We start from the raw sequence: 13,041 nt of genomic DNA on the forward strand, positions 1-13,041 counted from the left end.
GCTCTAAAAATTCGTCAGCAGGGTCGTTCTCATCACCTCGCCCGGGCCAGCCTGAGGCTCCGAAACCGGCAGGCTGAGCACGATCTCGCCTTCCTGGTTGAAAGGCGGAGCTTCCAGGTAGACCCCGGAGCCGAACGTCACGCGGGTGTCTGGCCCAACGCGCTTGTCGATGTTGGGCGCGGTCAGGCTGAAAGGCGCAGGCAGGTGCTCGGTGACGAGCACGTATCCGTGCGCTTTCGAGCGTTCCAAAATCCTTGCGATGGCAGCGTTGTCGAGATGCTGTAGCACTTGCCTGATGATGCAGAGGTCCGATCGGGGAAAGTCCTGCTCGCTTGCGTCGGCGCATTCGAAGGAGATGCCCTTGCGGCCGAACGCGGCTCTGTTTCGTTCGATGACGAAAGCCGAAACGTCCACCCCAAGGTAACGCTGGACATCGTTCGCATACTGCCGTCCGACGGCGAAGTCGCCGCAGCCGATTTCGACGATGCTTTTCACCTGTCGCTCTTTGATGAAACTGCGCAGGAACGCGACGTAGGTTTCGACCGAAGGGTCATAGGTGCCCGAACCCGAGTAGGCCTGGCCGTCTGCCGCTTCGCCCCATAGCGAGCGCCGATATATGGCTTCGAACACCTGGGCGTTCGACTTGCCCAGGGCACCGTTCTTCAACGCAGATCGCAAACGTCGGTACGGGTTCTTCAGGGGCCCCGGAATGAGCGGCTCGATTTTCATCTCACATCCTTGGTTTCCGAGTACGCAATCGGCCAGTTCGGGAACAAGCCGCAGGTCAGGAATTGATGCAGTGAAACGACGCTTATGAATGGGCTGTCGGACTATGTCGGCGGACCGTCAGGCCATGCCGGGCAACGATAGCATGCGCTAGGGGCGGGTCAATGGGAGTAAGGGGCCGCCCCTGATTCGACGCGGATAGGGCTTCGTGGCTCTGAACCGGCGCAGCGCGGAAAGGCAGTTCAAGTTCCGCGTTACGGGAAAAAAACGGGACTTGAACCGCGACGGCCTCTCAGAACGCGGGCGAGGCGGTCGCGCCCCCGTTCGGGATATGAATGTCGATCTCCAGCGTCGACGTGGTCTTGCCGCGTTCCATGGTGATGCGCACGTCGTCCTGGTTGATCTGAACGTGCTTGGCGATCACGGCCATGATCTCCTCGCGCAGCACGGCGACGAGATCAGGCTGGTTGCGGTTGTTGCGCTCATAGGCCAGCAGGACCTGCAGGCGCTCGCGGGCCACAGGCGCACTGGCGCGACGTTTGAAGATGTCTAATAGGCTCATGCCACTCTCCTTCCCAGAAGACGGTTAAGGAGACCTTTCTTTTCGACCGGCAGGACCATCGGCACGTCCTCGCCCTGCAGTCGTCTGGCGGCGTCCGCATAGGCGCGGGCGGCGGCATTGGTGGGTTCGTTGAGCGTCACCGGCGAGCCGACGTTAGAGGCGCGCAGCACGCCCTGGCTCTCGGGAATGATGCCGAGCAGCGGCGTGGACAGGATTTCCAGGACGTCGTCGATGCTCAGCATCTCGCCGCGCGCGGCGCGGGCCGGATCGTAGCGCGTGACGAGGATGTGCTTGCTGACGCTCTCGCCACGCTCGGCCTTCAAGGTCTTTGAATCGAGCAGGCCGATGATGCGGTCCGAATCGCGCACGGAGCTCACCTCCGGATTGGTGACGATGACCGCTTCGTCGGCAAAGCGCATGGCAAGCTGGGCGCCGCGCTCGATGCCGGCCGGGCTGTCGCACAGCACGTAGTCGAACTTTTCCTGCAGCCTGGCGATGACGCTGGCAACACCTTCCTCGGTGAGGGCATCCTTGTCGCGCGTCTGCGAGGCGGGCAGCAGGAACAGCGTCTCCACGCGCTTGTCGCGGATCAGCGCCTGCGAAAGCTTGGCCACGCCTTGCGTGACGTTGACCAGGTCGAACACCACGCGCCGCTCTGCACCCATGACCAGGTCGAGATTGCGCAGGCCGACGTCGAAGTCGATCAGCACCACCTTCTTGCCGGACTGGGCCAGAACGGCACCGAGGGCGGCGGTCGAGGTCGTTTTCCCGACGCCGCCCTTGCCAGATGTGACGACCACTACCTTGCCCATGTTCTTGTCTCCGATTGTCATTTTAGGGGTGCGACCAGAATTACGCCTTCGTGCAGATAGGCCTGTATCGGCCTGCCGCGTGTGGAAGGCTCCATGTCCTCCGCGGTGCGATACCACCCGTCGATTGCCAGAAGTTCAGCTTCGTTCTTGCGGCAGAAGATCCGCGCCGTCTGGTCTCCCCAGGCGCCTGCAAAGGCGCGTCCGCGCAAAGTTCCGTAGACGTGGATGGAGCCGCCGGCGAGGATCTCGGAGCCGGAACTGGCCGATCCGAGGATGATCACATCCCCATGCGGGTGATTGATCGACTGGCCCGAGCGGATCGGCGATTCGATGATCAACGTGTTCGATGCCGCCGGCTCTTCCGAATCGATCGGCGTGGCGGCCTCTTCGGGCGCTTCCTCGATGAGCTTTTCCTTGGCGCCCACCAGCAGCGGAGGCAGGTCGAGGGGGAGGCTGTCGATGTCCTTGGATTCGATCGCGTAGGTGCGTATGCCGCGCTCGCCAAGCTGCGCTACTAGACCCGCGATCTCGGCGGCCTCCGGCTTCAGCGCCTTCAGGTCGAGCACGACGGGACGACCGGTGAAGAAGCCGGGGGAGTTCTCGATCCAGCGATCAAGATCCTGCAGCCACTCTTCCAGCGGCGCTTCTGGGACGAGCGCGAAGGCGACGAATGATCGGGCGCGAAAGCGTATGGACTTATTCTGCATAGGGGGGCGACTCAGTTCACAGATAGTCCTACCAATCGGGCCGCGGTGTAGGCCATGGTAAACGAAACGTAAATTGCATTTCTTCCCAAGTGTGGCCGAGTGTCCGCAGACTAGCGGACCTTTGGCCGAGAACTCCCCCTTTGCGCGGCTCCCAAAAACATGCAGACATGTCGCGGACCGCAAGCAGGACAAAGGCGGACGGAGGGAACATGGCCGAGGCGAGCATGGAGAGCACGAGGGCGTCGCGCGCCGGCATCTGGGGCTGGATGTTTTTCGACTGGGCGGCGCAGCCCTTCTTCACGGTCGTCACCACCTTCATCTTCGGCCCCTATGTCGTCTCGCGCATGGCGACCGACCCGGCAGTGGGGCAGGCGGCCTGGGGCTATGGCATCGCGGCGGCCGGCTTCGTCATCGCCATCCTCTCGCCGGTGCTCGGCTCGATCGCCGACCACACCGGCCAGCGCAAGCCGTGGATCGCCTTCTTTGCGGTGATCAAGATCTTTAGCCTCTGCATGCTCTGGTATGCGGTGCCCGGCTCGCCGCTTCTGCCGACGATTCTGTTTTTCTCGCTTGCTTCGGTGGCGGCGGAATTCTCCATCGTCTTCAATGATTCCATGATGCCGCGCCTGGTGCCCAAGGCCGAGATCGGCCGGATTTCCAACCTGGCCTGGGGGCTCGGCTATATCGGCGGCATGATCGCGCTGATGTTCGTGATCCTGTTGCTGGCCGGTTCGCCGCAGACGGGGCTCACTTTGATCGGCACCGAGCCGCTGTTTGGCCTCGACCCGAAGCTTGGCGAGGACGCGCGCGCCACCGGGCCGCTTTCGGCGCTGTGGTACTTCGTCTTCATCCTGCCGATGTTCCTCCTCACGCCCGACAGCGCGAAGGGGCAGGCGCTGGGGCCTGCGGTGCGCGACGGACTTGCCGAACTGAAATCGACGCTCGGTGAAGTGCGCCGGCGCAGCGGCATCCTGCGCTTCCTTATCGCCCGCATGATCTACCAGGACGGCGTCAACGCGCTGCTTGCGCTGGGCGGCGTGTTTGCGGCGGCGATGTTCGGCTGGTCGATCACCGAGATCGGCGTGTTCGGCATCATCCTCAACGTGGTGGCGATCTTCGGCTGCCTGGCGGCGAGCCGTCTCGACACCGCGCTCGGCTCCAAGAAGGTAGTCCTGATCGCGCTGACCCTGCTGACCGTGGCGACGCTCGGCATCCTGTCCACCGGGCCGGGCTACACGCTGTTCGTGCTGCCCCTCGATGGCGCCGGCACCGGCGGCTTCTTCGCGACGCCGGCGGAGAAGGCCTACATCCTCTATGGCTTGCTGATCGGGCTTGCCTTCGGGCCTGTGCAGGCTTCGTCGCGCTCCTATCTGGCGCGTAGCGTGACGCCCGCCGAGGCAGGCCGCTATTTCGGCATCTATGCGCTGGCCGGCCGCGCCACCAGTTTTCTGGCGCCGTTCCTCTATGCGACGATCACGACAGTGACCGGCTCGCCGCGGCTCGGCATGACGGTCATCGTCGTGTTCCTGGTTGTGGGCATGGCGCTGCTGTGGCCGACGCCCTATCCGGCGGACCGGGCGAAGGGCTGATCTTTACCCTCCCCGCAAGGGAGGCAATTCCATAAGGCGCAACTTACCCCCACTCCGCCTCGCTTCGCTCGGCACCTCTCCCCCTCAAAAGGGGAGAGGAAGGGCGCCGGGCTTGCGGACGGCGTTTCCTCTCCCCCCGTCGAGCGGGGGAGAAGTGGTTTGCGAAGCAATCCGGAGTGGGGGTCGAATGCAACAGCCCAACCCCTTGGAGGGTAAAGCTACTCAGTGCCTGAAATGCCGGATGCCGGTGAACACCATGGCGATGCCGTGCTCGTCGGCGGCGGCGATCACTTCGTCGTCGCGCATCGAGCCGCCCGGCTGGATCACCGCGGTGGCGCCCGCTTCGATGGCCGACAAAAGGCCGTCGGCGAAGGGGAAGAAGGCGTCCGACGCGACCACCGAGCCCTTGGTCAGTGGCTCGGCCATGCCGGCTGCCTCGGCCGCATCAAGCGCCTTGCGGGCGGCGATGCGCGAGGAATCGACCCGGCTCATCTGGCCCGCGCCGATGCCGACGGTGGCGCCGTCCTTCACATAGACGATGGCGTTCGACTTCACGTGCTTGGCGACGCGGAAGGCAAAGCGCAGGTCGGCCATCTCGCGCTCGGTCGGTGCGCGCTTGGTCACCACCTTGAGCTCGAAATCGTCGACCACCGCATTGTCGCGCGACTGCACCAGGAGACCGCCGGCCACCGACTTGACCGCCATGCCGGGCGCACGCGGGTCGGGCAGGCCGCCGGTCACCAGAAGGCGCAGGTTCTTCTTGGCGGCGATGATGGCTTGCGCTTCCCCGTTGGCCTCGGGCGCGATGATGACCTCGGTGAAGGTCTTTACGATTTCTTCCGCCGCATCCGCGTCGAGCAGCCGGTTGACGGCGACGATGCCGCCGAAGGCCGAGACGGGGTCGCAGGCGAGCGCCTTGAGATAGGCGTCCTTCAGGTTCGCACCCTCGCCGACGCCGCAGGGATTGGCGTGCTTGATGATGGCGACCGCCGTCGAGCGGGCGGGATCGAATTCGCCGACCAGCTCGAAGGCCGCGTCGGTGTCGTTGATGTTGTTGTAGGACAGCTGCTTGCCCTGCAGCTGCTTGGCGGTCGCCACGCCGGGGCGCTTCTCGCCGTTGACGTAGAAGCCGGCCTGCTGGTGCGGGTTTTCGCCATAGCGCACGACGTTTTCGAGCTTGCCGCCGAAGGCGCGCCAGGTGGGGTGCTCGATTGCCAGCGCGTCGGCGAACCAGCCCGAGATCGCGGCGTCATAGGCCGCGGTGCGGGCAAAAGCCTTGGCCGCCAGCTTCTGGCGGAACTCGTAGGACAGGCTGCCGGCGTTCAGCTCCAGCGCGTTCAGCACGGCGGCATAGTCTTCCGGATCGGTGACGATGGCGACATAGGCATGGTTCTTGGCCGAGGCGCGCACCATGGCCGGGCCGCCGATGTCGATATTCTCGACGATCGAGGCATAGTCGGCGCCCGACTGGCGCACTTCCTCGAACGGGTAGAGGTTCACCACCACGAGGTCGATGGGCTGGATGTTGTGGGCCTGCATGGCCTCGGCGTGCTCGGGATCGTCGCGCACACCGAGCAGCGCGCCGTGGACCGAGGGGTGCAGCGTCTTCACGCGGCCGTCCATGATCTCGGGGAAGCCGGTGAGCTCGGACACGTCCCGCACCGCAATGCCGGCGGCGGCGATCGACTTGGCGGTGCCGCCGGTGGAGACCAGCTCGACGCCCGCCTTGGCAAGGGCTGCGGCGAAGTCGATCAGGCCGGTCTTGTCGGAGACCGACAGCAGCGCGCGGCGAACCGGCACCAGGTCTGGAGCGGGGATTTTCTTGGAGGCGACGGCCATGGGAGCGGGCCTTTCTGCGGCTGGATGAGCAAGGCACGGCCCTACCACATGAGGGCCGGAAATCAAACGCCGGCGCCCGCCAGAAGACAAACTGTCAGAGCGGCAAGGCGTCCAGCTTCTGCTGCCAATGAGCGAGCCTTGCCTTCAGCGCCTCGCCGGTGGGGATCATCTCCGGATCGAACCGTTCGACTTGCTCAAGAACGAGGCAGTCCTGTCCATGTTGGTTCCACGCGGCCTGGAGGGTCCGTGACGGATGGTTTCCAAAACGCAGGGTAAAGGTAACACGATTCATGATCGCGTCGAAATCCGGCGCGTAGCCGACCCATTGCTGGCCGGCCTCGGCGCAACGCAGCATGTAGACGCCTGCATTCGCCTCGCGGTTCTTGTAGGCCGCGATCGCGGCCTTCTTGCTGTCATTGTCCATCAGAGAGCCTTTCGAAGACGGCTCTAGACGCTGGCGCGCCGCATTGTCAATTTTGCGGCCGCGCGCGGATGTCAGCTGCCTGCTCTGGTCAGCTGCCAATGCACCTCGGGCAGGCGCGAAGCCTTGAAGGCGAGCACGATCTGGCGGCTGCGGCGCGGGCCGCCGAGGCCGGCGAAGAAGATCGACTCCTCCACCTGCGGCGCCACTTCGCGGCAGGCGAAGACCCAGCGGTCGGCATTTGGTGCGGCCAGCACCAGCCGGCCCTTGTCGGCCTGGAACAGCTCGACATCTGGATGCAGGTGGAAGCGGATGGTGACGTGGTCTCGGCCGTCATCGGGCGTGCGGGTGCCGCCATTGCGGAAGAAGCGGTCGATGCCGTCGAGCACGGTGCCTTCGCCGGACAGCGCCATCTCGCGCTCGTGGTAGATGCCGAAGCGCGGCGCGTAGCCGTCATGGCTGGCCACGAAGCCCTGCATGCCGCGCGTGTCGGTGCGCCGGCTGGACACGGTCTTGGGACCGCCGATCAGCGGCGAGCCGAGCAGGTCGTTGACGCGCGGCGAATGGGTGAAGCGGGCCGAGGATGTGTCGTTAAGCGCTGCGGTGGAATGCGCAGCGGTGGCGCGCGACAGCGGCCGGAACTCCTCGGCGCCATAGGCGTCGACGCCGGCATTGACGACGAAGTGCTGGCGGCCCGCCGACATCTCGAAGGAAAGGCAGCCGGCATGGGCCTTGTAGGAGGCCTGGCTCGCGGGCGAGGCGCCGGTGTCGGCGATGACCGTGGTGCCGCCCATGCACAGGCGCTGGTACCCCGAATGGGGCGCATGCAGCAGCGGCGCGCCGGCGGTGTCGTCATGGCGCATGACCGAGGCGATGCGGTCGGGAATGGTGACGCCCATGCCGTTGAAGCGGGCGATGGCGCCGTCCTGGTGGCGGAAGAAGCGCAGCGCCGGCAGCATGCGCTCCACCGCGCCGATCAGCGCCTCGGGCGGCGACTCGGCCTGGTTGGCATAGGTCTGGCGCAGCGGCAGAAGATCGGCCAGCAGTTCTAGCACGGCGATCGGGTTGCGCGAGATGTGGCCGCCGTCGGGCAGGATCTGGCGGTCGAGCTCCTCGCTGAGGTTGCGCGTGGCGCTGCGCAGCGCCGAGGCCGGCGCGGGCAGCGAGAGCGCGGCAAAAGCGAGCGCGATGCGGGCGCGCAGCTTTTCCTCGCCCTCGGGCATTTCGCGCACCATCGAGCGCAGATAGCGGATCTGGATTGCCAGCGACTTCAGGTAGCCGCGATAGAAGGGGAACTCGGCGCCCTGCAGCACCACCGAGGAATGCTGCAGCCAGGCGATGATGCGGCGGGCGGTGATGGCCGGCTCCCAGGCAACGCCGTTGATGCGGCTGCCATGGGTGGCGATCCAGTCGCCGACAAGAGCACGGGCATTGGCGGCGGCAAGCTCGGTGCCGGCGGCGCGCATGTGGCGCAGCCAGCGGAAGCCGTGCAGCGAGCGCAGCCAGCGGCGATTTGCATCCGCGATCTGGAAGGGCGACTTGCCGCCGGTCTCGACCACATGGCCGGCGAAGGGATAGCGGCCGTAATAGATTTCGAGGGCGATCTGCTGGTCGGCGAGGCGCAGGTCGGGCGGCGCGATCAGCACGCGCTCGGGCGTGCGGCCGGTAAAGCGCCAGCGATAGACCGGCCCGGCGCGCAAGCGCCGGCGCGTCTTGCGCCAAAGCTCCATTGCGACCAGTGCCCAAAGGCCTGTCGTGTTGCCCGCAGCAATCGACAAGTAGTCCCTCCAGAATGAAAGTCCGCAAATAGTTAGAGTTATACGATTAAAAGCTATCTGCGAAGGTGAAATAAGTCGTGGCGCTACAACTTTTGATATTTGTAGCGTTGCAAAGCCACAGCGCCGGAAACTTTCGTTTCCGACCTTGGGCAAACCCTGCGGTTGTTTCGAATCAGGACACGCGTTGTAGCCGCGCGGCGAAGAATCCGTCCAGTCCTGAAAGTTCCTGCGACCCCATGTCCATGTCGGCGGGGGTGGTGCGCAGTTGCCCCTTCGGCGTCAGGAACGGGTCAATGCCCGCGATCTCGCCTGGCCGGATCGGGTCGTCCGCGACTCCCGGCGTGGCCAGGAAGGCGGCATGCATCTCCTCGCCCTCGAGCGGGTCGAGCGAGCAGTTGGAAAAGACGATGCGGCCGCTTGGCTTGACCAGCGAGACGGCGCGCGCAAGCAGCCGGCTTTGCAGGTCGGCGAGCTTGGCGATGTCCTCGGGCGTCTTGGCCCAGGGCACGTCGGGGTGGCGGCGCACTGTGCCGGTGGACGAGCAGGGCGCGTCGAGCAGCACCGCGTCGAACAGCTCTTCCGGCTCGAAGCGCAAGATGTCGACATGCACGGTGTTTGCCGAGTACCCAAGGCGCGCAAGGTTCTGTTCCAGCCGGGCCAGGCGGTTCTTCGAGCTGTCGATGGCGGTCACGCGCGCGCCGGCAGCGACAAGCTGTGCCGTCTTGCCGCCTGGGGCGGCGCAAAGGTCAGCGACATGCAGGCCCGCGACATCGCCGAACAGGCGCGCGGGCAAGGCGGCCGCGGCGTCCTGCACCCACCAGGCGCCTTCGGAGAAGCCGGGCAAATCGGGCACGTCGGCCGGAAGCCGAGAAACACGCACCGAGCCCGTGGGCAGCACGATGCCGCCGAATTTTTCGGCCCAGCCCTCGGGGTCGGATTTCACGGTGAAATCGACCGGTGCTTCGATGCGCTGGATGTCGAGGATGCGCGCGGCGGTGTCCGCGCCAAAGGCGTCGGCGAGCCGGCCGGCGAACCAGTCGGGCGCATCCTGCGTGCGCGCCAGCATGGCCGGAAGCTCGGTTTCCTTGCCACGCACGATGGCGCGCAACACGCCATTGACGAGGCCGGAGAATCGGGCGGTGCGGGGGTCGGCCTTGGCGTGGGTCACGGCAAGGTCGACGGCGGCACTGTCGGGAATGTCGAGGAACAGGATCTGCGCGGCTGCCACATTGAGGATGTGGGAAAGCGCGGTGGCGTTGGCCGGCAAGGGCCGCTCCAGCCGCGCCGAAATCAGGTTGCCGATGGTGCGGCGATAGCGCAGCGCCGTGACCAGGATGGCGCGCACCAGCGCGCGGTCGCGCATGTCGAGCGCGCGGAACTGCGGATGGCCGTGGTCATGGTCGGTCAGGCCGTCGAGCGAGGTGTGGGCGTCGATGACCGCTGCAAGAAGCTTGGCCGCCGCCTTGCGCGCGACAAGGCCGGGCGTGCCATTGCCGCTCTCACGTTCGGAGGTAGCTGGTCTGGACTGTTTCGGTTTCGTGCGCCGCCGCTCATCCACCTTCACGACCAGGGACCCTTCGGTCCGGTCGGCTTACGTCCCCATGGCCCCGAATCATCGGGCTCGGACGGTTTCGGCGTGTCCCAGGGGCCGTTTCCGCCGCGCGGGGCGGTGTCGCGCGTGGCGCCCGGACGGGCATTGACGTCGCGGCTGGTCATGCCGCCGCTGCCGCCCATGCCCTGGCGCGCCATCTCTTCGAGCGCGGCAATGCGGTTTTCGGTGTTGGGGTGGGTGGAAAACAGATTGTCCATGCGCTCGCCGGAAAGCGGATTGATGATGAAGAGAGGCGCCATTGCGGGATTGCGCTCTGCTTCGGGGTTGGGGATGCGTTCGACGTTGCGGGCGATCTTGTCAAGGGCCGAAGCCAGCCAGAGCGGGTGACCGCAGATTTCGGCGCCGCGCTGGTCGGCGGAATATTCGCGCGTGCGGCTGATTGCCATCTGCACCAGCATGGCGGCAAACGGCGCAACGAGCACCGCGACCAGCATGCCCACCATGCCGAGCGGATTGTTGTTGTTTCGGCTGCTGCCGCCGAGGAAGAAGGCGAAATTGGCGAGCATGGAGATGGCACCGGCAATGGTGGCGGTGATCGTCATGGTCAGCGTATCGCGGTGCTGCACATGGGCAAGTTCATGCGCCATGACGCCCGCCACCTCCTCGTGCGACAGGCGCTCGAGCAGGCCGGTGCTGGCGGCAACCGCCGCGTTCTGCGGATTGCGTCCGGTGGCAAAGGCATTGGGCTGCGGGTTGTCGATGAGATAGACCTTGGGCATCGGCAGGCCGGCGCGCCGCGCCAGCTCGCGCACGATGGCGTAATATTCGGGCGCGCTGCGCTCATCGACCTCAACCGCGTTGTTCATGCGCAGAACCATCTTGTCAGCATTCCAGTAGCTGAAGAGGTTCATCGCGGCCGCGACCAGGAAGGCGATCATCATGCCGTGTGGGCCGCCGATCAGATAGCCGACCGCCATGAACAGCGCCGTCATGAAGGCCAGCAGCATAGCGGTGCGTATGAGGTTCATCGTGGTCTCCAATCGGGGGCCGCGGGAACGGGTCGATCCCCGCGCCTTGTTTCGCTATATGATGGGTAGCAACCCGTCAGTTTTCAATCATTTCGCCAGGAGTTCCCATGGCCGAGCAGTTCACCGAAGGGGCCAAAACGGAGGCCGCCGAAGCCACGCCCGAACCGAAGAAACTGACGCCGGCGGCCGAGCGCGCATTGCAGGAAGCCGAAGCCCGCCGCAAGGCCTATCTCGAACAGGAAGCGGCAGTGCCACGCGAACTGGGCGGACGCGGCGGCAAGGAGCCCGTGCGCTACGGCGACTGGGAGATCAAGGGCATCGCAGCCGACTTCTGAGGGGCGCGCGGCGCTCTCTGCCGCCATTCATTGCCTTCCAGCTAAAATAGGAATAAATACCTTGAAATGGGATCGCTACGATTCGCCAAGGTGATGCGCGTGCTGCCCGCTGGCGTTCTGGCGGCGTACAGCCTCGGCATGACACCAGCGCTCGCCGGCCAGGATTTTGCAGGTCCGGTGGCGGCCAGCGTCGTCAAGGTTCTGGACGGCGACACATTTGTCGCGGACGCCCATGTCTGGCCGGGACAGACGATCCGCGTGAACATCCGCATACGTGGCATCGACGCGCCGGAGATGAAGAGCCGCTGCGCCAGTGAGTATTCGGCCGCGCTTGAAGCGCGGGACGTGCTGGCTGAGCTGCTGCAGGGCGGCGAGGTTTCGATCTCCAATATCGGCAGTGCCAAATATTACGGCCGCGTGCTGGCCGATGTCGTCACGCGCGACGGCCACTCCGTTGGCCCGATCATGCTCGATCTCGGACTCGCGCGGCCCTATTGGGGCGGCCACCGCGACGGCTGGTGTGGGTGACCGCCTAGATCCAGCGTAAAAAGAAAGGCCGCCGCTTCTTGCGAAGCTGGCGGCCCCGTTCTTTCGTCCGGCGTGCGGTCGTCAGCAAGGGCCCTTAAGGGCTCGCCTGCCGCACGTCATGCACTTCAACGGAGAGGCTGCTCCCCGCGAAGGCAATCCGCCGAGACCTCACGCTGGAAAACGAAATCACTCGACATCGGATCACCTCCTTTCGATTGGTTGAACACGCCGCCGAATGTGGGGGCTGCTTCGCCGGCCTGCAAGAAAAAAGTGCGGCGACGTTTAGCTCGGCTCAGCGACGTCGAAAACCTCCTTCGCGGCGAACAGGCCGTTGAGTGCCGCCGGAAACCCGGCATAGACCGCCATCTGCATGATGGTCTCGACGATCTCGTCGCGGCTCAGCCCGACATTCAGCCCCGCCTGGACATGCACCTTCAGCTGGGGCCGGGCATTGCCCAGGGCGGTCAGTGCCGCGATGGTGGCGATCTCGCGGGACCTCAGGTCGAGGCCCGGACGGGAATAGATGTCGCCGAAGGGAAACTCGATGAGATAGCGGCTGAAGTCGGGGGCGATGTCGGCAAGTGAGTCTACCACCTGCTGGCCGCCATGACCGTCGATTTCGCCCAGCGCGCGCAGGCCGCGCTCGAACCGGGTTTCGTTATCTTGATGCTCTTTTTGGTGAATGGCCATTTCCTGTCCTCTGTTCTGCTGCGGCATAGCCGGCGATCTTGTTGTCGAGGACGAGGAGATTGGCCTGGAGCTCGGCCAGGTTGGCTCGGACGCGGTCGCGGTGCCTTTCAAGCAATACGCGGCGCTCGGGCTCGGTTGCCGTGCCATCCTGCCGTAACGCCGCGTAGCGCAGCATTTCGCGGATCGGCATTCCGGTTGCCTTGAGGCGGCCGAGAAATTCGATCCAGGTCAGGATGGACGCGTCGTAATCGCGCTGGCTCGACCGGTCGCGATCCGCATAGGGCAGCAGCCCGATCCGCTCATAGTATCGGATCGTGTGCGCCGTCAGCCCGCTGCGTTTCGCCAGTTCGCCGATCTTCATGGCCAACCTCGTTTCGTTTCGACGCAGGAGAAGCTAGGGCTTCGAGTGCACTCTAAGTCAATAGCCGATTTTTCGCGCGCCGAAACGAATAAGGGCGGCCCGTCCAGCCGGAC

General features: G+C 65.2%; 14 protein-coding genes. 3 read left to right on the plus strand and 11 right to left on the minus strand.

Going from position 1 to position 13,041, the window contains the following annotated elements; all coding sequences use genetic code 11:
- Positions 1-3: 3 nt before the first annotated feature.
- The 4 genes from M2281_RS10470 to minC form a co-directional block, all read right to left on the minus strand.
- Positions 4-729, minus strand: a complete 726-nt coding sequence (locus M2281_RS10470; protein WP_280820991.1) for a class I SAM-dependent methyltransferase — start codon at positions 727-729, stop codon at positions 4-6.
- A 289-nt stretch (positions 730-1,018) separates the two neighbouring features.
- On the minus strand, positions 1,019-1,288 hold the full coding sequence (minE, locus tag M2281_RS10475) for a cell division topological specificity factor MinE (protein WP_280820992.1): 270 nt from the start codon (positions 1,286-1,288) through the stop codon (positions 1,019-1,021).
- Entirely contained in the window at positions 1,285-2,100 is an 816-nt protein-coding gene (gene minD / locus M2281_RS10480; RefSeq protein ID WP_280820993.1) for a septum site-determining protein MinD, read from the minus strand. The genes minE and minD overlap by 4 nt, the downstream gene beginning before the upstream one ends.
- Before the next feature lie 17 nt (positions 2,101-2,117).
- Complete coding sequence (gene minC / locus M2281_RS10485; RefSeq protein WP_280820994.1) at positions 2,118-2,807, minus strand: septum site-determining protein MinC; 690 nt, start codon at positions 2,805-2,807, stop codon at positions 2,118-2,120.
- Positions 2,808-3,016: 209 nt separating this feature from the next.
- Between minC and M2281_RS10490 the strand changes: the two genes are divergently transcribed.
- Positions 3,017-4,396: an MFS transporter gene (locus tag M2281_RS10490; RefSeq protein WP_280820995.1), complete on the plus strand. Its 1,380-nt coding sequence runs from the start codon at positions 3,017-3,019 to the stop codon at positions 4,394-4,396.
- Between the two features lie 222 nt (positions 4,397-4,618).
- On the opposite strand, the gene purH is transcribed toward M2281_RS10490, so the two are convergent.
- From purH to htpX, 5 genes are all read right to left on the minus strand, one after another.
- Complete coding sequence (purH, locus tag M2281_RS10495) at positions 4,619-6,235, minus strand: bifunctional phosphoribosylaminoimidazolecarboxamide formyltransferase/IMP cyclohydrolase (RefSeq protein ID WP_280820996.1); 1,617 nt, start codon at positions 6,233-6,235, stop codon at positions 4,619-4,621.
- Between the two features lie 94 nt (positions 6,236-6,329).
- Complete coding sequence (locus tag M2281_RS10500) at positions 6,330-6,659, minus strand: GIY-YIG nuclease family protein (RefSeq protein WP_280820997.1); 330 nt, start codon at positions 6,657-6,659, stop codon at positions 6,330-6,332.
- Between the two features lie 71 nt (positions 6,660-6,730).
- On the minus strand, positions 6,731-8,434 hold the full coding sequence (locus M2281_RS10505; RefSeq protein ID WP_280820998.1) for a heparinase II/III family protein: 1,704 nt from the start codon (positions 8,432-8,434) through the stop codon (positions 6,731-6,733).
- 172 nt (positions 8,435-8,606) lie between these two features.
- Complete coding sequence (locus M2281_RS10510; RefSeq protein ID WP_280821177.1) at positions 8,607-10,004, minus strand: RsmB/NOP family class I SAM-dependent RNA methyltransferase; 1,398 nt, start codon at positions 10,002-10,004, stop codon at positions 8,607-8,609.
- Entirely contained in the window at positions 9,995-11,014 is a 1,020-nt protein-coding gene (gene htpX, locus M2281_RS10515) for a zinc metalloprotease HtpX (protein ID WP_280820999.1), read from the minus strand. The genes M2281_RS10510 and htpX overlap by 10 nt, the downstream gene beginning before the upstream one ends.
- Before the next feature lie 107 nt (positions 11,015-11,121).
- Between htpX and M2281_RS10520 the strand changes: the two genes are divergently transcribed.
- Both M2281_RS10520 and M2281_RS10525 read left to right on the plus strand, forming a co-directional pair.
- Positions 11,122-11,349 (plus strand): DUF1674 domain-containing protein, encoded by a 228-nt coding sequence (locus tag M2281_RS10520; protein ID WP_280821000.1) that lies wholly within the window; start codon positions 11,122-11,124, stop codon positions 11,347-11,349.
- Positions 11,350-11,415: 66 nt separating this feature from the next.
- A complete protein-coding gene (locus M2281_RS10525) occupies positions 11,416-11,877 on the plus strand; it encodes a thermonuclease family protein (RefSeq protein WP_280821001.1) in 462 nt (153 codons plus the stop codon).
- 282 nt (positions 11,878-12,159) lie between these two features.
- On the opposite strand, the gene M2281_RS10530 is transcribed toward M2281_RS10525, so the two are convergent.
- Both M2281_RS10530 and M2281_RS10535 read right to left on the minus strand, forming a co-directional pair.
- Positions 12,160-12,594, minus strand: coding sequence for a carboxymuconolactone decarboxylase family protein (locus tag M2281_RS10530; RefSeq protein WP_280821002.1), 435 nt, complete (start codon positions 12,592-12,594; stop codon positions 12,160-12,162).
- Positions 12,536-12,928 (minus strand): MerR family transcriptional regulator, encoded by a 393-nt coding sequence (locus M2281_RS10535; RefSeq protein ID WP_280821003.1) that lies wholly within the window; start codon positions 12,926-12,928, stop codon positions 12,536-12,538. Before M2281_RS10535 ends, M2281_RS10530 begins: the two co-directional genes overlap by 59 nt.
- Between the last annotated feature and the right edge of the window lie 113 nt (positions 12,929-13,041).

Source organism: Pseudaminobacter soli (ex Li et al. 2025), assembly GCF_029892515.1.
Lineage (GTDB): Bacteria > Pseudomonadota > Alphaproteobacteria > Rhizobiales > Rhizobiaceae > Pseudaminobacter > Pseudaminobacter soli_A.